23 protein-coding genes are annotated in these 21,015 nt (G+C 34.0%); 13 read left to right on the forward strand and 10 right to left on the reverse strand.

The genetic code is table 11. From position 1 onward, the window contains the following. The first annotated feature begins 191 nt into the window (after positions 1–191). Both ACHZK0_RS08710 and nhaC read left to right on the forward strand, forming a co-directional pair. A complete protein-coding gene (locus ACHZK0_RS08710) occupies positions 192–851 on the forward strand; it encodes a class I SAM-dependent methyltransferase (RefSeq protein WP_262741653.1) in 660 nt (219 codons plus the stop codon). A gap of 330 nt (positions 852–1,181) precedes the next feature. Beyond that, on the forward strand, positions 1,182–2,585 hold the full coding sequence (gene nhaC, locus ACHZK0_RS08715; protein ID WP_061680595.1) for a Na+/H+ antiporter NhaC: 1,404 nt from the start codon (positions 1,182–1,184) through the stop codon (positions 2,583–2,585). Between the two features lie 40 nt (positions 2,586–2,625). On the opposite strand, the gene ACHZK0_RS08720 is transcribed toward nhaC, so the two are convergent. Both ACHZK0_RS08720 and ACHZK0_RS08725 read right to left on the reverse strand, forming a co-directional pair. Continuing rightward, entirely contained in the window at positions 2,626–3,006 is a 381-nt protein-coding gene (locus tag ACHZK0_RS08720) for a MerR family transcriptional regulator (protein ID WP_242242986.1), read from the reverse strand. A 16-nt stretch (positions 3,007–3,022) separates the two neighbouring features. After that, positions 3,023–3,733 (reverse strand): SDR family NAD(P)-dependent oxidoreductase, encoded by a 711-nt coding sequence (locus ACHZK0_RS08725; RefSeq protein WP_242242985.1) that lies wholly within the window; start codon positions 3,731–3,733, stop codon positions 3,023–3,025. Between the two features lie 191 nt (positions 3,734–3,924). Between ACHZK0_RS08725 and fumC the strand changes: the two genes are divergently transcribed. Next, a complete protein-coding gene (fumC, locus tag ACHZK0_RS08730) occupies positions 3,925–5,313 on the forward strand; it encodes a class II fumarate hydratase (RefSeq protein WP_073517897.1) in 1,389 nt (462 codons plus the stop codon). 94 nt (positions 5,314–5,407) lie between these two features. Here fumC and ACHZK0_RS08735 read toward each other — a convergent pair whose 3' ends face one another. Next, on the reverse strand, positions 5,408–5,830 hold the full coding sequence (locus tag ACHZK0_RS08735) for a PH domain-containing protein (protein WP_395761441.1): 423 nt from the start codon (positions 5,828–5,830) through the stop codon (positions 5,408–5,410). A gap of 361 nt (positions 5,831–6,191) precedes the next feature. Continuing rightward, positions 6,192–6,977 carry an MBL fold metallo-hydrolase gene (locus tag ACHZK0_RS08740; protein ID WP_262741656.1) on the reverse strand — a complete coding sequence of 262 codons (786 nt, stop codon included), beginning with the start codon at positions 6,975–6,977 and terminating at the stop codon, positions 6,192–6,194. Between the two features lie 212 nt (positions 6,978–7,189). On the opposite strand from ACHZK0_RS08740, the gene ACHZK0_RS08745 reads away from it, so the two are divergent. Together ACHZK0_RS08745 and ACHZK0_RS08750 are read left to right on the forward strand one after the other, a co-directional pair. After that, positions 7,190–7,954 carry a DUF2087 domain-containing protein gene (locus ACHZK0_RS08745; protein ID WP_262741657.1) on the forward strand — a complete coding sequence of 255 codons (765 nt, stop codon included), beginning with the start codon at positions 7,190–7,192 and terminating at the stop codon, positions 7,952–7,954. Positions 7,955–8,053: 99 nt separating this feature from the next. Then, positions 8,054–9,463, forward strand: coding sequence for an MATE family efflux transporter (locus ACHZK0_RS08750; protein ID WP_063263638.1), 1,410 nt, complete (start codon positions 8,054–8,056; stop codon positions 9,461–9,463). A gap of 214 nt (positions 9,464–9,677) precedes the next feature. On the opposite strand, the gene ACHZK0_RS08755 is transcribed toward ACHZK0_RS08750, so the two are convergent. Beyond that, positions 9,678–10,376 carry a peptidase E gene (locus tag ACHZK0_RS08755; protein ID WP_270340621.1) on the reverse strand — a complete coding sequence of 233 codons (699 nt, stop codon included), beginning with the start codon at positions 10,374–10,376 and terminating at the stop codon, positions 9,678–9,680. A gap of 381 nt (positions 10,377–10,757) precedes the next feature. On the opposite strand from ACHZK0_RS08755, the gene ACHZK0_RS08760 reads away from it, so the two are divergent. The 6 genes from ACHZK0_RS08760 to ACHZK0_RS08785 all read left to right on the forward strand — a co-directional run bounded on the left by ACHZK0_RS08760 (position 10,758) and on the right by ACHZK0_RS08785 (position 14,531). Further along, positions 10,758–11,156 carry a DUF3942 family protein gene (locus ACHZK0_RS08760; RefSeq protein WP_048561514.1) on the forward strand — a complete coding sequence of 133 codons (399 nt, stop codon included), beginning with the start codon at positions 10,758–10,760 and terminating at the stop codon, positions 11,154–11,156. 107 nt (positions 11,157–11,263) lie between these two features. Then, positions 11,264–11,680 carry a BlaI/MecI/CopY family transcriptional regulator gene (locus ACHZK0_RS08765; protein WP_262741660.1) on the forward strand — a complete coding sequence of 139 codons (417 nt, stop codon included), beginning with the start codon at positions 11,264–11,266 and terminating at the stop codon, positions 11,678–11,680. Between the two features lies 1 nt (position 11,681). Beyond that, positions 11,682–12,494, forward strand: a complete 813-nt coding sequence (locus ACHZK0_RS08770; protein WP_270340620.1) for a M56 family metallopeptidase — start codon at positions 11,682–11,684, stop codon at positions 12,492–12,494. Positions 12,495–12,548: 54 nt separating this feature from the next. Continuing rightward, positions 12,549–13,262, forward strand: coding sequence for a cytochrome c-type biogenesis protein CcdA (gene ccdA / locus ACHZK0_RS08775; RefSeq protein WP_061676592.1), 714 nt, complete (start codon positions 12,549–12,551; stop codon positions 13,260–13,262). Positions 13,263–13,280: 18 nt separating this feature from the next. Further along, positions 13,281–13,835: a TlpA family protein disulfide reductase gene (locus ACHZK0_RS08780; RefSeq protein ID WP_000733167.1), complete on the forward strand. Its 555-nt coding sequence runs from the start codon at positions 13,281–13,283 to the stop codon at positions 13,833–13,835. A gap of 15 nt (positions 13,836–13,850) precedes the next feature. Further along, positions 13,851–14,531, forward strand: a complete 681-nt coding sequence (locus ACHZK0_RS08785; RefSeq protein WP_395761701.1) for a prolipoprotein diacylglyceryl transferase family protein — start codon at positions 13,851–13,853, stop codon at positions 14,529–14,531. 50 nt (positions 14,532–14,581) lie between these two features. Here ACHZK0_RS08785 and ACHZK0_RS08790 read toward each other — a convergent pair whose 3' ends face one another. Continuing rightward, positions 14,582–15,127 carry a helix-turn-helix domain-containing protein gene (locus tag ACHZK0_RS08790; protein WP_395761442.1) on the reverse strand — a complete coding sequence of 182 codons (546 nt, stop codon included), beginning with the start codon at positions 15,125–15,127 and terminating at the stop codon, positions 14,582–14,584. 150 nt (positions 15,128–15,277) lie between these two features. Between ACHZK0_RS08790 and ACHZK0_RS08795 the strand changes: the two genes are divergently transcribed. Beyond that, positions 15,278–16,618 carry a D-serine ammonia-lyase gene (locus ACHZK0_RS08795; protein ID WP_270340619.1) on the forward strand — a complete coding sequence of 447 codons (1,341 nt, stop codon included), beginning with the start codon at positions 15,278–15,280 and terminating at the stop codon, positions 16,616–16,618. A gap of 158 nt (positions 16,619–16,776) precedes the next feature. Then, the gene (locus ACHZK0_RS08800) at positions 16,777–18,024 is read left to right on the forward strand and encodes a DUF445 domain-containing protein (protein ID WP_270340618.1); all 1,248 of its coding nucleotides are present in this window, start codon (positions 16,777–16,779) and stop codon (positions 18,022–18,024) included. A gap of 32 nt (positions 18,025–18,056) precedes the next feature. On the opposite strand, the gene exsE is transcribed toward ACHZK0_RS08800, so the two are convergent. Genes exsE through ACHZK0_RS08820 form a run of 4 tightly spaced genes read right to left on the reverse strand, consistent with a single transcriptional unit; the run spans position 18,057 to position 20,995 of the window. Further along, positions 18,057–19,013, reverse strand: coding sequence for an exosporium protein ExsE (gene exsE / locus ACHZK0_RS08805; RefSeq protein WP_262740742.1), 957 nt, complete (start codon positions 19,011–19,013; stop codon positions 18,057–18,059). Then, on the reverse strand, positions 19,010–20,080 hold the full coding sequence (locus ACHZK0_RS08810) for a hypothetical protein (protein WP_395761443.1): 1,071 nt from the start codon (positions 20,078–20,080) through the stop codon (positions 19,010–19,012). Before ACHZK0_RS08810 ends, exsE begins: the two co-directional genes overlap by 4 nt. Then, positions 20,073–20,516, reverse strand: a complete 444-nt coding sequence (locus ACHZK0_RS08815; protein WP_262740744.1) for a hypothetical protein — start codon at positions 20,514–20,516, stop codon at positions 20,073–20,075. Before ACHZK0_RS08815 ends, ACHZK0_RS08810 begins: the two co-directional genes overlap by 8 nt. Further along, on the reverse strand, positions 20,513–20,995 hold the full coding sequence (locus tag ACHZK0_RS08820; protein WP_316251351.1) for an RNA polymerase sigma factor: 483 nt from the start codon (positions 20,993–20,995) through the stop codon (positions 20,513–20,515). The genes ACHZK0_RS08815 and ACHZK0_RS08820 overlap by 4 nt, the downstream gene beginning before the upstream one ends. Between the last annotated feature and the right edge of the window lie 20 nt (positions 20,996–21,015).

A 21,015-nucleotide genomic window follows, 5' to 3' on the forward strand; every position in this document is an offset into this window, starting at 1 on the left:
CATAAAAAATAAACTGAAATTTCTGTTTTGTGAGATGGGGATTTTAGTAGTTCCAGTTATCTTTACGATATAAGTGAGTAGGTTAAATAAAACGAGGCGAAATTATAAAATTAAATCATAATCAAGAAGATAAAAAAATAAAGATAAGAGTAATTTGGTTTGTTAAAAATATGTGTAGAAGGAGAAATGTGATGAGCTGGGTTACTCATAAACCAACATTTGGATTTGATCAATATAGTCCATATATTCGAATGAATTCTGCGTGGGTGGGACATTTAAACTTTGCTTATGATTTAGTAAGATTTGAAAAGCCAGAAATATTAGTTGAGTTAGGTACACATTTAGGAGCTTCTTTTTTCAGTTTTTGCCAAGGGGTAAAAGATGGAGGATTATCTACAAAATGCTTTGCTGTAGATACTTGGGAAGGGGATGAGCATACAGGTCCATATGGAGAAGGTGTTTTTCAAATAGTGAGTAAATATACGGACATGAGTTATCCTCAAATAGGGAATTTAATTCGATCTACTTTTGACGAGGCGGTGGATCAGTTTCAAGATGGAACGATAAATTTGTTGCATATTGATGGTTATCATACGTATGAAGCAGTTTCTCATGATTATAAAACATGGTTACCGAAACTTGCGAATAACGGTATTGTTTTATTTCATGATATTGAGGTGAAAGGTCGAGACTTCGGCGTGTATAAATTTTGGGATGAGGTCAAAGCGAAGTACCCTCATTTTCAGTTTGAGCATTCATATGGACTCGGAGTGTTGTTTCCGAAAGGTTGTAGCGATAAGTTTGTGGAAATACTAAAAAATAAAGAAGAGATACAAAATATGTATAAATAAAAGTGGAGCATGCATCATTTTAATGATGTGTGCTTTTTTTGCGTGGGGAAAAATGGTAGTCCTTAAAAGATGGGGAATAGTAAAAAGTTTTGTTGTGGCAAATATTAAAAAGGCTATTTTTGGATTGTTCTATATAAAAAATGTAACATTTTTTATATTTTCCATTGCGAAAAGTAACATCTACTTTTACAATAGAAAAGGTGTCCAATATATTATACTGGAAAAATAAATCGAAATAATATGAAAATTTTGTTTTGTCTTCGCTAATTGTATATTACATACATGTAAGACGACATACGTCATGTTATCGACTTGTAAGGAGAGAAAAAAATGAAAAGTGTAAGATTACCATCGATGCTAGAAATCATAGTTCTTTTATTACTATTTCTTGCTGTTGTCTTTTCCTTCCAAACGATTTTTGATCTCCCAATTCAATTAGCGCTATTTATTTCATGGTTTTTAGTAATTGCGCTTGGATTAAGATTAGGATTTCGTTATCAAGAATTGCAAGATGCAATTACGAAAGGGATTTCTAACGGATTAGAAGCAATACTGATTTTAGTTGCAGTAGGTGCTTTAATTGGAACATGGATTGCTGGTGGCGTTGTCCCAACATTAATCTATTATGGATTAGAGTTTATACACCCTAGCATATTTTTACTGGCAACATTAATTATTTGTTCGATAACTTCTATCGCGACAGGAACATCATGGGGAACAGTAGGAACAGCAGGTATTGCTATGATGGCAATTGGTGAGGGACTTGGATTACCACTTCCGCTTGTTGCTGGTGCAGTTCTTTCGGGAGCTTATTTTGGCGATAAATTATCACCACTTTCTGATAGTACAGTTCTTGCAGCGTCTATGGCGAAAGTAGATGTTATTGCTCACGTTCGAGCTATGCTCGTATTAGATGTTCCGGCTTATATTATTACTAGCATTATGTTTACTGTTGCTGGTTGGATGTATGGCGGCGATAATGTAGATTTGAATCGAGTAGAGTTTTTAAAAGAAGCTTTATTAAAGGAATTTGATATTAAAATATGGATGCTTGTTCCGGCGGTCATTGTTATCGCACTATTAGCGATGAAGAAACCATCGATGCCAACAATTGCAATGGGAGCTTTAATTGGTGCAATTTGGGCAACTCTTTTCCAAGGCATGAACTTTGGAGAGGCGATTGGAACAGCGTATAACGGATTCTCAATTCAATCTGGTGTTGAATTTGTTGACAAGTTATTAAACCGTGGTGGAATTAACGGTATGCTTGGCTCAGTGGCCGTTATTATTTTTGGTTTAGGATTTGGTGGATTACTTGAAAAACTAGGTGTTTTAAAAGTAATCGTATCAAAATTCGAGAAGAAATTAAATTCTGCAGGTAATGTAACATTATCTACATTAATCGTGGCATTCTTAGCGAATATATTTGGTTGTGCGATGTACGTATCACTAATTTTAACACCGAAAATTATGGAAGATAGCTATGATAAATTAAAAATAGACCGACGTGTATTGGCACGTAACTCAGAAGTAGGTGGAACGTTAACTTCAGGTATGGTTCCATGGTCGGATAATGGTATTTTTATGGCTGGTATTTTAGGTGTAGCAACGTTCTCATACGTTCCGTTTATGTGGTTAAGCTTTGTATCATTAATTTTGGCGGTTATTTACGGATATACAGGCAAATTCATCTGGTATGTAGATGACGTTGAAAAAGGAAAGCAAGTATCATAAAATAAAAAATCACCTTCTACAACATGTAGAAGGTGATTTTTTATTTTGTAATAGGAGTTGAAGAAGTTATCTCATCCTCATATTTAGCGATTTTTTGTTGTATCTTTTTTAAGTTGTTTTCAGTGTCTTGAATGAGTTGTAAGACATTGGTCTCTTGTTGTTTCATTAATTTCAACCGCCTAAGGATTGTAGATTCTCCCTCCATAGACCAGTCGATAAATTGTTTTATTTTTTGAATGGGCATACCGGTGTTTTTTAAACATAAAATCATTTCTAAATATTTCAGTGCTTCTTCGTCAAAAACTCGATCGCCTTTTTCATTTCTTTGAAGAAAAGGAAACAGTCCTTGTTTATCGTAATAACGTATTTGAGAAATAGTTAAGTGTTGCATTTTAGCGACTTGACCGATCGTATAAAACATAGAATTCATCCTTTTACTACCAAGTTATAATGCCATCTTTATTTAGTATTTTACCATTATAGTTTGTTTCACTTAATGCATATTTAATAATAATTTTAGCACTTTCATTAGTCGTATGGCCACCTGGGGAATTACCATTAAGGTCAGTAGTTGTAAAACCCGGAGTTACTCCGAAAATTTCTGGACCGTTAGTACTAAATTCTTTACTAAAAGCTAATGTTAAAGCATTAATAGCTGTTTTTGAAGAATTATATCCTAACGCATTAATTGGATGTGTTTCACCATTAGCAAACATTGTTAAGGAAGCCATGTCAGTTGTTACATTGATAATTTTACTGTTGCTTGATTTCTTTAATAATGGTAAAAAGGCTTGCACCATTTGGAATGTTCCAAAAAAGTTAACTTCAAATCCTTGACGTAAAGTTTCAATATTTAATTCACTAGGTAGCGTATGGAAGTCTAGTGCTATGCCTGCGTTATTGATTAATAAATCTAAGTGGCCAGTCGTTTCATGAATTTTTTTGATTGCTTCTTGAATGGATTGTGAACTTGAAATATCTATTTGAATATAGGAAACGTTTGATACATGTAAAGATTCTACAGCTTGTTGTCCAAGTTGTTTATTACGAGCACCTAAAAATACGTGATAATCTTTTTCTGCTAATTGACGAACAAGTTCATATCCAATTCCTTTATTTGCACCTGTTATGAAAGCATATTTTTTCATATTGAATTCCTCCAGTAGTGTTATAGTAGGTTACAAAGGAAAGGATACAGCCTAAACTTAAGTTTAGGTCAAGAGGAATTTTTAAAAATAAATATAGAATATTTACATATATGAGTGAGAATTCTTATCATTTAAGGGGAAGTCTGTTATTATAAGAGATGTAGGTATTTTATTTTCAAGGGGATGAAAAAATGGAGTACAGAATTGAAAGAGATACAATAGGAGAAATAAAAGTTCCAGCTGATAAATTATGGGCAGCACAAACGCAACGTAGTAAAGAAAACTTCCCGATTGGAACAGAGCAAATGCCGCTTGAAATTGTAAAAGCGTTTGCGATTTTAAAAAAGAGTGCAGCACTTAGCAATCAAAAATTAGGAAAACTATCAGAAGAAAAAGCAGAAGCAATTGTGGCAGCAGCTGACGAAGTGATTGCAGGGAAATGGAATGAACATTTTCCACTTGTCGTATGGCAAACGGGTAGTGGTACACAGTCAAATATGAATGTGAATGAAGTAATTGCAAATCGTGGGAATCAAATTTTGAAAGAGAAGGGATCTGACGTACATATTCATCCGAATGATGATGTGAACATGTCTCAAAGTTCAAATGACACATTTCCGACAGCGCTTCATGTAGCATGTGTAATTGCAGTAGAAAATCACGTATTGCCAGCAATTACGAAATTAAAAGAAACGTTAGCAGAAAAAGTAACTGCATTTGAACATATTATAAAAATTGGTCGTACACACTTACAAGATGCAACGCCTTTAACATTAGGACAAGAAATTAGCGGATGGCATCGTATGCTTGAAAAAACAGAGCGTATGATTGCAGAGAGCAATACATATATGAAAGAGCTTGCAATTGGTGGTACTGCAGTTGGAACAGGTATTAATGCTCATCCTAAATTTGGTGAGATGGTGTCAGAGGAAATAAGCCAATTTACAGGTAAGCAATTTATTTCTGCACCAAATAAGTTCCATGCATTAACGAGCCATGATGAAGTTGTATATACGCATGGTGCGTTAAAAGCATTAGCAGCTGATTTAATGAAGATTGCTAACGATGTGCGCTGGCTGGCGAGCGGTCCACGTAGTGGTCTAGGCGAAATTATTATTCCGGCAAATGAGCCAGGAAGCTCTATTATGCCAGGGAAAGTAAATCCAACGCAAAGTGAGGCGTTAACGATGGTTGTAGCGCAAGTGATGGGAAATGATACAACAATCGGATTTGCTGCGAGTCAAGGTAATTTTGAGTTAAACGTATTTAAACCTGTTATTGCATATAACTTCTTACAATCTGCTCACTTATTAGCTGATGCAATTGTTTCATTTAATGATAATTGTGCAGTGGGTATTGAAGCAGATGAAGAAGTAATTAAAGAGAATGTGAATCGTTCATTAATGCTCGTTACAGCATTAAACCCGCATATCGGATATGAAAATGCAGCGAAAATTGCGAAGCATGCTCATAAAGAGGGGTTAACGTTAAAAGAGGCAGCATTGCAATCTGGACTACTAACAGAAGAACAATTTGATGAAATTGTCGATCCGAAAAAAATGATTGCTCCGAAAGAGTAATAAAAAAGCCAAGATTCTTAGTTTAGAATCTTGGCTTTTTTGATATATATATTTGTATGTTTTCTGTTTGTATTACTGCAATTGCCAAAATATATTATTTGTTAGCGGGACTATTCAATACTTTCATTTGTGGACAGTTTTCTTTTAAGAGTGCAATGAATTTTTTTTCTTCTTGAGGTACGAAAGTTGTCACAGAGTCAAATAAATTGTAATGGATTTCTAATTGCTGCCTAGTCCAATTCTCTGAGCGAAGTGTTTTGCCAGAGAATTTAACGTGACGAATATCTTCAAATGGAATTTCAGTATGAAATACAAAACCATGTTTTACAACAAGGGATGCTTCCGTTACATTGTAGTGAGAAAAATAGAATGAAGAAAGGTTCACGATATTTAAAAGCATCATGAGAGTAAAAAAAATAGAACTTTCATTTTGGAAGAATAGTGAAACGAGAAAAATACTGATAAATAATGTAATGAAAATGACGTGAAATGGATTTTTTTTCGCTTTAAATTTCAAGTTAGTCACCTCGGTATACGTGTACTCTAATTAAATTAAATCACAACATCTTAATAAAACGTGTGAATATGCAGAATTGCATATTCACACGTTTTATTATTCATGTAAAATTTTCTGATGGGATAAATTTAAATGGAATTTTGCAATAGTGGAGAGGTATAAAGTGACTTGCAAAAATAGAAAGTTAGCATTAGTCATAATTAGTTGTATGATGATTATGGGTAGTTGTGCTAATAAATTTGTTGAGGGTGGAAACCGAAAGCATATATTCGTACAGGTAAGTAAAGCTTTAGTCGAGGTTGTAAATAGAATATATAATGGATAAAAGGTATTTCCGTATACGGAAATACCTTTTTTGTAGTTAAAATTGAATACTGAAGTTTTGGAATGAGTGAGTACCAGTGCCGTGTTGAATGAGGTTGTTATCACTCAAATATTGAATAGCGCATTTTACTTCTTTCAGTATAGTAGGCGGGAGACCAAGAGTATGATGTGAACCGTAAATTTGATTAATAGGTGAGAAATTTGTAATTTTGCGTAGAGACTGGACGAAGTCTACAGGATTAGTCGTTGGATAAAACGCAAAAATTGTGCCTTCATAAAGCAAATCTCCTGTGAATAAAAACGCAGTTTCATAATCGTATAGGCAAATATGTCCTGGTGAGTGACCTGGGGTATGTATAATTTGAATTTTCCTATTTCCAATATCAATCATATCTCCATCTTGTAGTAATTTTGTTGGTGTCCCTTGGAATGGCTCGAATGTTTCAGGTTGAAATGTTTTAGGTGTAGGTAAAGTAATGTCACGAGCGATGTCGTGCCTAATTTGAGTAATAGGGAGTCCTTTTATGCCGTTAATGAGCCAATCTTCTTCTAAAGCATGTACATAGATTTCTTCATATTGTGCGTGGCTACCGATATGATCCCAATGGACGTGTGTTGTGACAACTGTAATGGGTAAGTTTGTTAGTTGGTCTGTTATACGTTTCATATTATCGATACCTAGTCCTGTATCGATAAGAATTGCAGCAGTATCGCCTATAAGTAAGAAGGAATGTACTTTCTCCCAATGTCCATATTCACTAATTGCATATGTATTTTGTGCAATCTGCATTACAGTAAACCAAGGGTCTTGAGGAATAGTCATGTTCTATTTCACATCCTATTGAATGAATTTATATAAATACATTCGCTTTTCGTTGTACCAAACCCTTTTAATAGATGTTTTTATAAAAGTTTACAAAATGGGTAAACGAAGCGTTGAAGTGTTTGTTTGTTTTATGTTAAGATGATGAAGTAATAGTAAACGTTATTGGAAAATGTTTATTTTTAGATAAACATTTCAAAGGAGTGTTTAGTGTGAGTGATATTTCAGAGAAGTTTTGGGATGCTTCGGTAGAAGAATTGAAGAAAGGGTATGTATTTGACGCGGAAGCAGAGGAATATATTTGTTTAGCTTGTGGAGAGGCGTTTATTAAGGGCGTAATTTATCAAGATAATCAAGTTTTGTATGAAGCTGAGAAGTTTGTACAATTGCATGTGCAAAATGAACATACGTCTATGTTTGATTATTTATTAAATCTTGATAAGAAGTATACTGGTTTAACTGATTTGCAAAAGAAAATGGTTCAGTTTTTCCATATGGGGCTGAATGATAAAGAGATTGTAAAAGAGATGGATGGTGGAAGTACTTCAACCATTCGCAATCATCGATTTACACTTCGAGAGAAAATGAAGCAAGCGAAAGTGTTTTTAGCTTTAATGGAACTGTCAGAAGAAAAATCAAAAGTACAAACGAAATTTGTACCTATTCATAGAACAGCGACGATGGTAGATGATCGCTACAATATTACGGAAGAAGAAAATGATGAAGTATTAAAAGCACATTTTACAGAAGGATTAGATGGACCGCTTTCTAAATTTCCGAAAAAGCAAAAGCGTAAATTAATTATATTACGCCATTTAGTGACGAAGTTTGATAGTAATAAAAAGTACACTGAGAAAGAAGTAAATACTGTCATAGAAAGTATATATCCGGATTTTGTAACGTTAAGAAGATATTTAATCGAATATGGGTTTTTAGATAGAACAGCTGATGGAAGCCAATATTGGGTGAAGTTATAATCATACGGAAAAGAAAATGAATAGAAGCACATTATTATAACAACTATACAAAGAGATAGAAGTTGAAAAATAGATTTTTAATAAAAGGAGAAATGAAATTTGAAACCACCTACAGATAACAATAAAGAAGGTGCGGAGTCACATAAGTTAGAAAGTGAGAGTAAACCGATTTGGAAGTCGATGTCCATGTTTTTAGTACCGTTACTATTAAGTAATGTATTACAATCGATTGGACAATTATTCGGTATGGTAGTAGTAGGAAGATGGCTTGGAGTTAATGATTTAGCAGCCATATCAGCATTCTTCCCTCTATTTTTCTTACTCGTTTCATTTGTAATTGGTATTGGTTCAGGTAGTTCTATTTTAATTGGTCAGGCGTTTGGCGCTAAAAACGAAGATCGTTTAAAAGCTATCGTTGGTACGACGCTGACATTTACATTTATTATTGGAGTTGTGTTGGCGATAGTAGGCAGTATTTTTGCAATGGATATTATGCGCCTTATGGGAACGCCAGAAAATATTATTGAAATAAGTGTACATTATGCACGTATATTATTTATATCGATGCCAGTATTATTTTTATATTTTGCATATACAACATTTATGAGAGGTACAGGAGATTCTAAAACGCCATTTTACTTTTTAATTGTAAGTACAGCACTAAATATGATCTTATTACCAATTCTTATTTTTGGATGGTTAGGAGCTCCGAAATTAGATGTGTATGGAGCAGCGTATGCTTCTGTTATATCTACAGTTATTACGTTTATTGTCATGTTGGTGTATTTAAAGAAGAAAAATCACCCACTACAATTAGATAGTACGGTAAGGAAATATCTTCGCATGGATGGGGAGTTATTGAAGCTATTGCTACGACTCGGTATTCCGGCGAGTATTAATATGATATTAGTTTCACTATCTGAAATTGCGGTCATCGCGTTTGTAAATCGTTACGGTTCGGATGCAACAGCAGCATATGGCGTCGTGAATCAGGTTGCAAGTTATGTACAAATGCCAGCAGTTAGCCTCGGTATTACAGTTTCTATTTTTGCAGCACAATCAATTGGTGCAAATCAATTTGATCGATTGCAGAAAGTTGTGAAGGCCGGAATTATTATGAACTATGTCATCGGTGGTGTGCTAATATCTCTTATTTACTTGTTCTCAAGAGACATATTATCACTATTTTTAACGAGTCAAACTACAATTGATATTGCTCACAGCCTCGTTATGATCACATTATGGAGCTATTTAATTTTCGGTCATGCGCAAATTATTAGTGCGACAATGCGAGCAAGTGGTACAGTATTATGGCCAACTGTTATCGGCGTTGTATCAATTTGGCTTGTTGAAGTACCTGTAGCGTATTACCTTTCTTATCATACAAGTCTTGGTATAGAAGGGATATGGATCGGGTACCCAGCAGCATTTATTGTCAGCTTAATTTTACAGTATGCATATTATAAGCTTTCATGGCAGAAGAAACGAATTACACGATTAGTGAGCTAAGTCATGCAAATGTCCCTAAGTTATTATACTTAGGGACATTTTTTGTGAGTATAGGTTTATCCCGCTATTCGCCGGCCAGTAAGACTCCCACCTCAAAATTTGGCTGGAGCAAAGAAGTTAGGTGGGAGATCAACTGCCCGTAAATGCCCGATTGGTGAGGGCTGATAATCATCAGTGGGGGATGAACAAAACCCCCACTGATTAAAGTATCACTTTATAAATAGCTTTTTAAAGTGATATCAAAATGTTGTCTAATGAGTTTGTTATCACTTATATAAAACTCCCACGCTTTTTCAGGTTCACCGATAATTTCAAAAGATTCTTCTGTAATATATAAGGCGCAATTATCCTCTAATGCAATGCCTTCTATATTACCTTGATGATTTTGTAAAAAGGAATGAAAGGCGTTCATTCTATTTAATTGATTATAATGTGGACAAAACCTTTTGTTCACAATTCCCCAGCCGTTGCTCTCTAAATAACCAGAACCTTCATAATCTGATCGGATACTAGATGTGAACCAACACATAGCCCCAGCACTACACCCTGCAATGAGCGTTCCTTGCTGCAGAGCCAATAGTAATTTTTCATCGAGCTTATGTTCTTTCCATTTTGTAATCATTTGAATATAGTTCCCGCCACCGAGATAAATTAAATCAGCTGATTGAATCATTTCGTCTATTTCATATTTAGAAGGTGTATCGGCTATAGTACGTAAAATTTGTACTTCACAGTGTAATTGTTTTTCGAACGTATCTAAAAATAGTTTTATATAGCTTTCATCATCATGACTTGCTGTAGGAATGAATAACACTTTTGGATACTGTTTATTTGTTAATGCTATAAGTCGCTCATTAATAGGCGAGTGATTTGAATCTTGTAAGTCACCGCCACCAATGACAGCTAATTTCATAGTAAAGCACCACCTAATCATTTTCGTTATATAAAAATTCGATAGAAGAGACTTACATTCCTTCTCTATGTAAGGAATAAGTAGAAAATGTAGTTTCAGTATATCGGAATAGTAAAGGTGGCGAGGGCTGATAAAAGTTTCACTTTATCGATATATAATACTTCATACTATTGTTTCAAAATATGGAAACAATATGTTTAAATAGATATAACAAAGCATGAATTCATATTGAATTAGTGCTTATACTTAAAAAAAGAATCGGAAATAATAGAGATTTTACAAATGAGTTTTTACTTTTAATAGGAACTTGTATTACAATATGGTAAAATTATTTCAATATATTTATTTAATATAAAAATACAAAGAGGGAGCGTGAAAAAAGTGGATTTTCGATTTGAATTTACAACGAAGGTGAAAGAATACTTAGATGATGAGAAGGATGAAAAAATAATAAAAGATGGACATAGAGATATCATTTTTCAGTATTTATACCCATTAGAGAGTGAAATTGGCATTTATAAAAATCCTAACTTTACTTTTTTGGCATCAGGAAGACGCTCGCATATCGTATTAGAAAACATTGAATTTAAAACAGAGGTAAATGTAAAAAGTAACATCATTGAAATTACAAAAATAGTGGATAATGTCGTTATTCCGTTAGATACGATTGTAGCGAAAGATCGGGAATTATTTGCACTTGGACGTAATGAGAAGTTTAGTGTGCAAATATTAGAGCAGTATCTCTTTGATACATTTGGAGAGAAATTAGGTTTACGATGAATAGGACGGGGTACTGATTTATAGATAGTGAATTTTAGTGCATATCATTCGTGTTTGACCTTTCATTTAATTTATACTACAATTCGTAGTGTGAAAGGAGTCATACTATGTTTACTCAAAACTATAAGTTAAATGAGCAAGGATTAAATCATTTCTTTGGACCGCTTGAAGCGAAAATTATGGAGATTGTCTGGTCTACCGAGGGTATTACGATTAAAGAAGTGCAGCAGAAATTAAGTGAAGAATCACCTGTGAATTTTAATACGGTCATGACAGTTATGAACAGGTTAGTAGAGAAATTTCACTTAGAAAAACAGACTGTGAAAAGAAGTGGCATATATCGTGCTGTGCAAACAAAAGAAGAATTCTTATCCAATCAAACGAAGAAAATGACACAGGAATTGATGGGGGAATTTGGAGATTTAGTTGTAAATCATATGCTTGATGAGTTAGAGCAGGCTGATTCGACTTTAATAAAAAAATTAGAAGACAAATTGAATCAGTTAAAAAAAGAGGATCAATGAAATGAAATGGCAAATGCGTAAAATCGTATTGTTAGCAGTAATTGTTAGTACCCTCTTTTTCAGTATGTTAGTGTATTACGTTACATATCCATTTCTGTTTCAAAATAAGGCGTTCTTTCTTTCAAAGTTTTGCTTGTTCCAGTTAGAACAACATATGAAAGAATTATCGCTCATTCGTATTATAATTGCTGGATTACTAGTACTTACTGTACTCATAGTTTGCAAAAGAATTTGGCGACAATTTTTCTATAGTAAAAAATTACAAAAAGTACTTATCCCTTTCATTCGAAAAGGAAAACAAATATATATATTGCCGACTTCGGAAGTTGCGGCATTTACGATTGGATTATTTCGTCCGAAAGTTGTCATTTCAGAGGGGATGCTTCAAACATTTTCAGATGAAGAAATGGATGCAATTATTTTTCATGAAGAATATCATCAAAAGAATCGAGATCCGTTAAAATTATTTTGTTTTACGTTATTAGCAGAAGGAATGATATACATCCCGATATTAAAAGGGCTATTGCAACGCTATCATGTGTATCAGGAGTTAGCGGCAGATAAATACGCAATGCGAAAAATGAAGTCTAAATTCGAGTTAGGTAGCGCATTATTAAAAATAATTAAAATAAAGACAATCGAAAATCGATGTGTGACAGCTTCATTTGCAAAAACGGCAATAAATTTACGAATCGAGCAAGTGTTAAATGAAAAAGTCGTAAAGCTTAATATTCCATTACATACGAATTCGCTATATGTAACATTAGCTTTATTCTGTATATCGATTGTACTTATTGTCGGAGAGTGCATATAGCCTCTTTTTTTAAAGATTAACACTACTCATTGTAGTGTGTTTAGGGGGAATAAAATGAATGCAGCAGATTTAACAATTTGGCTTGTAGCTGGGGCAGGGGTATTGTCATTTATATCACCGTGTTCTTTACCGCTATATCCATCTTATTTATCATATATTACAGGTGTCTCTATTCAAGATTTAAAAGATAATCGTGGAATGATGCAAAAATCAGCGATTATGCATACCGTATTTTTTATGATCGGATTTTCGGTTATATTTTATGCGTTAGGTTTATCGGTAAGTTGGATTGGAATAACATTTTCATCTAATCAAAAATTGATTCAACAAATTGGCGGGATTTTCATTGTTTTGATGGGGCTGTTTATGACAGGTTTGTTTCAGCCTAAGTGGCTTATGGCAGAGAAAAAGGTACAGTATAGAAGTAAATCGACTGGATATATTCGCTCGATTTTAGTCGGTATGACATATGCAGCGGGTTGGACGCCATGTGTTGGACCGATATTTTCAGCTGTACTCATGCTTGGGGCGACGAATCCTGAAGGTGCACTTCTTTATATTACAGCGTATACTCTTGGGTTTGCGGTTCCGTTTTTCGTAATGGCATTTTTTATTGGGAAGGTAAAATGGATTGTTACATATGCCAATGTCATGATGAAAATTGGCGGAGGAATGATGATTATAACAGGTATTTTACTGTATACAAATCAAATGACGAAAATTACAGCATTCTTTATTCGCCTATTCGGTGGATTTACAGGTTTTTAATAATGAGGAGGAAGAAAAGTGAAGAAACTAATTGCGATTATACTAGCCGGGGCACTAATTTGGGCCGGAGTGAACTTTTATAATACAAAAAAAGAAGAAAAAGAAAGAAAAGCAAAACAAGCGGAGTTACAAGAAACAGAAGTATTACCACAAGTAGGGTTTAAAGCGCCAAACATAACATTAAAAGGATTAGACGGGAAGCTGCATTCGTTAAATGATGCAAAAGGAAAACCATATCTTATTAATTTTTGGGCATCATGGTGTGGCCCATGTGAAATGGAGGCACCTGACTTAGTTCATTTGTATGATAAATATAAAAAGGATGTTGAAATTTTTGCGGTAAATGCGACAATTGGAGATCCAGTACAAGAAGCGAGCGCATTTGCAGATCGTCACGGATTTAAGTTTCCTGTTTTACTAGATATGGACGGAGTAGCTGGATTAGATTATAAAGTATTTTCGTTACCAACGACATTTTTTGTTAATAAAGATGGGATTATCGTAGAGCAAGTACGAGGTGTATTACCTCCAGATCAATTAGAAGAGAAATTTAAAAAATTAATTGAGAGTTAAGGGGATTTTGTATTGATGGAGTGGATCATGAGGTTACAACCTGTATCTCTTATAATTGGAAGTCTATTTGGATTTATGTTGATGAAACGAAAGATGAAGAACGAAAGTGTACCATATGAAAAAATGATGGATGCAGTAACAAATGCTTTTCTAATCATTGTATTTGTATGGAAATTTGCACCGGCAATTATAAATCCAGTATGGGCTTTTAAATCGCCATTGCAAGCATTATTAGCTATAGGAAGTATGAAGCATATTATAGCAGGCTGTGTAATTGCGGGTGTATACATTGTTTGGAAAAGTAAAAAGGAGCAATTTTCGCTTTGTATTTTACTTGATGCATTGCCTATTGGGCTATGTATGAGTATTATTTTTTATTTTCTATTCCACCACAAAATAGGTGTACAAACGACACTGCCTTGGGGTGTGAAAATATATGAATCTAAATTTTTATATCATCCCATTTTCGTATATGAAATCATCCTTGGCCTTTGTATACTGGGCTTGTTATGGATGAAAAATGAAAGACTCGGAAATGGAAAGAATATAAGTGTTTTTCTAATAGTTGAGGGGTTTGCTCATATCATTATTTCGCTTATAAGTGAACAAAATTCGGTTTTATTTGGTTTATCAATACAGCAAATAATGAGCTTTTTTATTATTAGTTTAGGAATTTTGTTGGTGCCGAAAAGATAAAAATAGCCATGTACGGAGGAATCCGCACGTGGCTATTTTTATTACCTATATTAAAAAATCGGAGGAGTAACAGAAAATAAAACAATTGCATTTTTCTCGAACTGATTTCCCCATTTATGTTTTAAATAAGCGGGTATTTTTACGCTATCACCCTTTTCTAAAGTGTACTCCTCTTCGTTTAAATACAATGTAATTGTTCCGTCTAATACAAATGCTAGTTCTTCCCCTTTATGTTCTAGTACATTTTCAGATGAAGCTGTATTCGGCGGAACAGTCATAATTGCTGTTGCTAAATTTCCTGTGAAATCAGGTGATAACAATTCATATGATAAATTATCGATAATCATTTTTTTTCGTTTATGAGAACGTACAATTAAATCGTCTGTATTTGTATCTTCAAGTAAAAAGCTAAATGTTGGAACATCTAACACTTTTGCGAGTACTTTTAATGTTTGGATAGAAGGGTTAGCAGACCCACGCTCAATTTGACTTAACATAGAGGGTGTTATACCTGCCATCGTTGCGAGTTCTTTACTAGTTAAACCTTTTTCTTTTCTTTGCTTTTCAATCTTTTTACCAATATCTATATTTTCCATAATGAAAGGCTCCTTAATTATTATTAAATTATATTTAAATAAATTAAATTAAAATTAACTTAAGTGAATAATTTGTGTTAAACTATATTAAAATTAATTTAATTATAATTTATTGAATCGTAAGCTACAAGGTTATGAGGAGGAAGAGAAATGAAGGGAATAGAAAATTTAAAAGAGGAATATCCACTAATAAATAAATTAATCGCAACAGAAGAAGTGTTTTGGCTGAATCCGAACATGGAAAAGTATGAAACGGCAATAAAAGATTCTCCATTGAATGAAGATAATGTAAAAGATGCCGAAGAGAGGTTAAAGCGTTTTGCACCATATATTGCGAAAGTTTTTCCAGAAACGCAAGAAATGGGCGGCATTATAGAATCACCTTTAGTGAAGATACTTTCTATGAAAAGGTCTTTAGAGAAAAATTACGGGCAACCTATATTAGGAGAATTGTTATTAAAGTGTGATAGCTTGCTTCCAATATCAGGATCAATTAAAGCTAGAGGTGGCATTTATGAAGTGCTGAAACATGCTGAGCAATTAGCTTTGCAGCATGGAATGTTAACAGAAAATGATGATTATTCTATTTTAGATAGTGATACATGTAGAGAGTTTTTTGCAAAATACTCAATTGCGGTAGGTTCTACAGGTAATTTAGGGCTAAGTATTGGGATTATGAGTGCGAAACTAGGTTTTAATGTAACTGTTCATATGTCAGCAGACGCAAAAGAATGGAAAAAAGATTTATTAAGAAGTAAAGGTGTAAACGTTATTGAGTATGAAGCTGATTATAGTAAAGCAGTAGAAGAGGGGCGTCAGCAAGCAGAGGCAGATCCTAGCTGTTATTTTGTAGATGATGAAAACTCCCATGATTTATTTTTAGGATACGCAGTAGCAGCATCGCGTCTACAAAAACAATTAGAAGAGTTAGAGATTGTAGTAGATGAAGAGCATCCTTTATTCGTTTATCTTCCGTGCGGAGTAGGAGGCGGACCTGGAGGAGTCGCATTTGGTTTAAAGTTATTGTATAAAGATAATGTGCACTGCTTCTTTGCGGAGCCTACGCACTCTCCATGCATGTTACTCGGTTTAATGACAGGACTTCATGATAAAATTGCTGTTCAAGATATCGGGATTGATAATGTAACAGACGCGGACGGACTAGCGGTAGGAAGACCATCTGGATTTGTCGGTAAAAAGATGGAACCATTTTTGAGTGGAAATTACACAGTAAGTGATGAAGAGTTGTATAGATTGTTAAAAGAACTAGCTGATACGGAAAATATTTATTTAGAGCCTTCTGCGTTAGCCGGTATGATAGGACCAGTGAAAGTGTGTAAAGAAGATGAGTATTTACAAAAACAACAGTTAACAGAGAAGATGAAGAAAGGTACTCATATTGTGTGGGGAACTGGTGGTAGTATGGTTCCAGAAGATGTGATGAATGGATATTATAAAACAGGTGAGGCATTAACAATATTAGAAAAATGAGGCTAATTGTGGCCTCATTTTTTATTTATATGACATATGTATTATTATAAATTCTTTGTTATTTTCGCATTAGTTCATTATAGTATAGATATAAAGAACTAATATCAAATAAATATAACAAAAAGCTTTATTTTACATAATAAGAGGATGTGTATACGATGTCATTACAGACTAAATATATAGCGGGTATTTCGCTTGGGGTTATGGGAGTAGGCTTTGCCGCTTCTATCCCGTTTCAAGGAACGGTAGCTGGAGAGATTATACAAGGGGGATTTGAAGCTGGGTTAGTTGGCGGACTTGCGGATTGGTTCGCAGTTACAGCATTATTCCGTCATCCGATGGGGATTCCAATTCCGCATACAGCGTTATTACCTAAAAATCGTAAACGAGTAACGAAAGGGCTCATTCATACGTTAGAAAATGAGTGGCTAACGAAAGAAAGTATTACGAATAAAGTAAAAGAAATGCAGCTAGCACAAATGGTACTGCAAATTGCTGAGAGAGAAATACAGTCTGACGCTGTGAAAAAGGGGATTGTAACGATTGCGGAGAAGGCGATTGTAACAATTGATACAGAAAAATTAGCTGTTATTATTGAAAAAGAATTAAAAACATATTTGCACACCATTAATACAAGTAACATATTACAAGTACTTGTTGATCAATTAGTTGTGCAAGAATATGATGAAAAGACACTTGATTACATATTAGTAAAAGTGAAAGATTGGACAGCGCAAGATGAAGCGCGTTATCAGCTCGGAAGCTTAGGCATGAAGGCGATGGAAAACATAAAAGTAGATGGATTTTTACAGTTTACTTTGAAATCGTTTATGAATATTGTAGATGAAGATAAAATTGGCGGCATTTTGCAGAAGTTTATTATTAGTAATATTAACAGCTTACAAGATGCGGATAATAGCACAAGACAACTTATATTATCGAAAATTCGCCAAGAAATTATAAATGTAAAAGAAAATGAAGCGTTACTACAAGAATTAGAAAATTGGAAAGAAAAATGGATTGCCAATTGGGATGCTACTGACAAAATTAAAGAGATGCTGGAGCAAGTACAACAAAGAGCAGTTACTTTTGTAAATAATGAAGAATTTGCTGATAAATATGTTATTCCATTTTTACAAACACAAATGAATAAAATAAAAGAAGATGAACAAACTGTTCAAAAAATAGAAGAGTGGTTACAAAAACAAGTTGTCACACTTGTGGAAAAGAATCATTCGAAAATCGGAAAGCTTGTACAAGAAAATCTTGATAAGTTAGATGACAAAACGTTAATTGAAATGATTGAAAACAACGTCGGTAAAGATTTGCAGTGGATTCGAGTAAACGGGGCTGTTTGCGGGTTTATGATTGGATTAGTGTTAGAAGGAATTAAAGCGATTATATAAGAAAAACCTTCCGCAATTGCGGAAGGTTTTTCTTATTTTTCAATAACGCTCATATTTAAATTATAAGCTTTCTCAATATTTAACTTGTACGTGCCATTTCCGGTTTTAATTGAATTTTTATACCAATGTTCTTGGTTGTTTAATTCTGGATGCTCTTCTGAAGAAGTATTTTCTTTTTTCGTTAAATCTTCTACTTGTTCCCAAGGTGTGCTTCCCTGTGTTTCTTTTTGATTCGTTACTGCTGTTAAAGATACATCACTCTCTTTTGCAAGATGGACAGACACTCTTGAGCTTTCTTGTACAAACCAATTGTTTTGTAATTGGCCTGGATAAAGAGATAGTTCGTTATTTGAAGCACGGATTTCCACATTTTTATTTTGCGGAAGAACAAGCGTTGGTTTCACCTGTGGTGCTGAATTAAATAACGTATGCTGGACAGGTAATGATTTTAAAGTGATATACATCGTTTCTCCAGCCGTTTGAACTGAAAGGAAATCATCTTGTTTTAATTTGAGTTTTTCATTTGCTTTCGTCGTCATTTCATAAGTTCCCAAAAGATGGATTTGATTTGTATGATTTCCCTCTATCGATAGAGGCTGATGTCCTGCATCCACTACAATTTTTTTGATAGATTCAGGTATATCAAGTTGTCCACTTGGAATATTACTCGTTTGGCGAGTCGTATTAATAGAATGACGAACTTCATCTAGTAATCCAGTTGATAATAAACAGTAAAAAGCAATTCCAACGCTTCCTAAAACGCCGATAAAGAAAATACTAAAAATATCATATTTAATAAAGGGTTGTTCCTTCTTAGAAAATAGAAGATATAGTAAAATTTCCACGCCAAGTATAATAAGTAAAACAGGCCACCATGCTGTTAAGGAATCTAATACCTCAGTACCTTTTATAACTGAAAATAGTAAGAAGCAACCTAATGAAATAATAGAAAGCCCCATTGAAAATGTTCCAACGCGCCATGTTCTCATTCTTTTGTACCACCTTTGTTTTCTTTATTTCCAAGTAACAATTTAAAGCCGCCACCAATTAAGAGGAGTGCAACGATAGATGTTTGGAAATAGCGATAATATAGCTCGCTAAGATGAATGTTAAATATAGTTGCAAAGTAATCATTCAAAATAGGAAGGAGTGTTTGATCTAATAAATAATAACCACCGAGTGTAATTAACCCGATACCGATCCATCTTTGATGATTGATAAAATAATCAATGATAGGTTCGTCATGTACACGTTCTTTTCCATACTTTGCAGTTTGTTGTAAAGCGTCAAAAAAGCTATAGAACCAAATAATTGGAACTAAAAATAAAAACGCAGAAAGTCTTAACAAGTCAAGTAAATAGATTGAAAGTAAAAAGGCTGCCATAAGCTGAAGGCCGCGGCGTTGTAAGCCTAAATACATATGTCCCGCTCCAGGGAACATCGCTAAAATAGAAGCGAATGTTTTACTTTTCTTTCCTTGTTCACGGTGCTCCTCAAAATCTTCAAAGATAGTATGGTCAACTAATTGCTCGCCACGTTCTTTTTTCTGTAGTTGTTGAACAACATCGAAGAAGTTATAAATCCATAAAACAGGTAGCGTAATAAGGAAAATAAGGAACCCTTCTTGATGAGTTAGTAAGGTAACAAATACAATCATGCTACCTAGGCCCGTACATGCAACTAAAAATGTAAGACCACGTTGCATAAGTCCTAATTGGAAATGTCCAAGTCCAGGGATGATGGATAGGAGAATAATATAAAATCTTTCGCTTTCTTTAGTAGTTTCTAGATTTTTTTCTGCACCTTGTTTTTGTGATTGATTTATAAGGGTAATGACTAAGTCAATTAAATTGATTGTCCATAAAGCTACAAATAAAAATAGGAGAAGAAAAATAATTCTATGATCTCCGTAGAGAACTGTAATACCTGCTGTAGCAATAAATAGTAATAAAGCCCCTCCGCTATATAAAATAAACCGTCCAAATTTCTTTAAATATAAATGTCCAAGCCCAGGAATTAGCCCTAATACAAGTGCTAAAAAGGGATTTTTATTCATGCTTTGAACCTCCGTCCTTTTTTGATGTGTCTACCGATTTGTTTACAATTTGTTGTGAGATGGAAGTCTCATTTTCTTTGGAAGATTTCTCGAAATTTGATGTCGCTGTGAAAATATATTGGAATAGACCACTTACCATAAAAATAATTGTAGCCGCGGTTGCAATTATGTAGTGAATAATCGTGCGTTTTAGCGAGTTTGTTTTTATATTTTCATTAGGTTGTAGCGTTTCAAAATCAATTTGTGTCATAACTTCGTTCGTAAATGAATCATCATTTATCATTGGAAGGTTTTCATGTTGAACATCAATACTTTCTATATAAAGTGCTAAACAATGATCACATTCATAAAGGTGTTCTTCCATAGATTCACGTTCATTGCTTGCTATAGTATCTAAAGTATAATTGTGCCAATCTTCTTTTGAATAATGCGTCATAGAAACTCTTCCTCCTTCCAATGTTTTTTAATCCATTTTCTTGCCCGATACAGTTTCATTTCGACTGTTTTCACTTCGATGTTTTCCTGTAAAGCAATTTCTTGATAACTTTTTTCCTCTAAGTAATGTGCGAGAACGACGTCACGGTAATTTTCGGGAAGTTCTCTCAGTTTTTGAGCAATGAATAATTTTTGCTCTTTCGTCAATAATAAAGCCTCAATATTATGAGAGGATTTTATATTTTCTTCAGTTTCTTTACATAAGGAGAGTTCTTCGTTTTCTCTGGCTTTTTTTCTCTTATAATCAATCGCGTGATTGGTGGCAATACGCGCCATCCACGTTTTTAATCCGCGAAATTGATAATTTGGGAGAGAGCTATGGATTTTTACGAATACTTCTTGTGTAACATCTTTCGCATCTTCTTCATGTCTTAAAATAGAAAAGATAACTTGGAAAATATAATGACGATATGTTTGCACTAGGATACGAAAAGCATGTT

Source organism: Bacillus sp. 3G2 (assembly GCF_044324725.1).
Lineage (GTDB): Bacteria > Bacillota > Bacilli > Bacillales > Bacillaceae_G > Bacillus_A > Bacillus_A mobilis.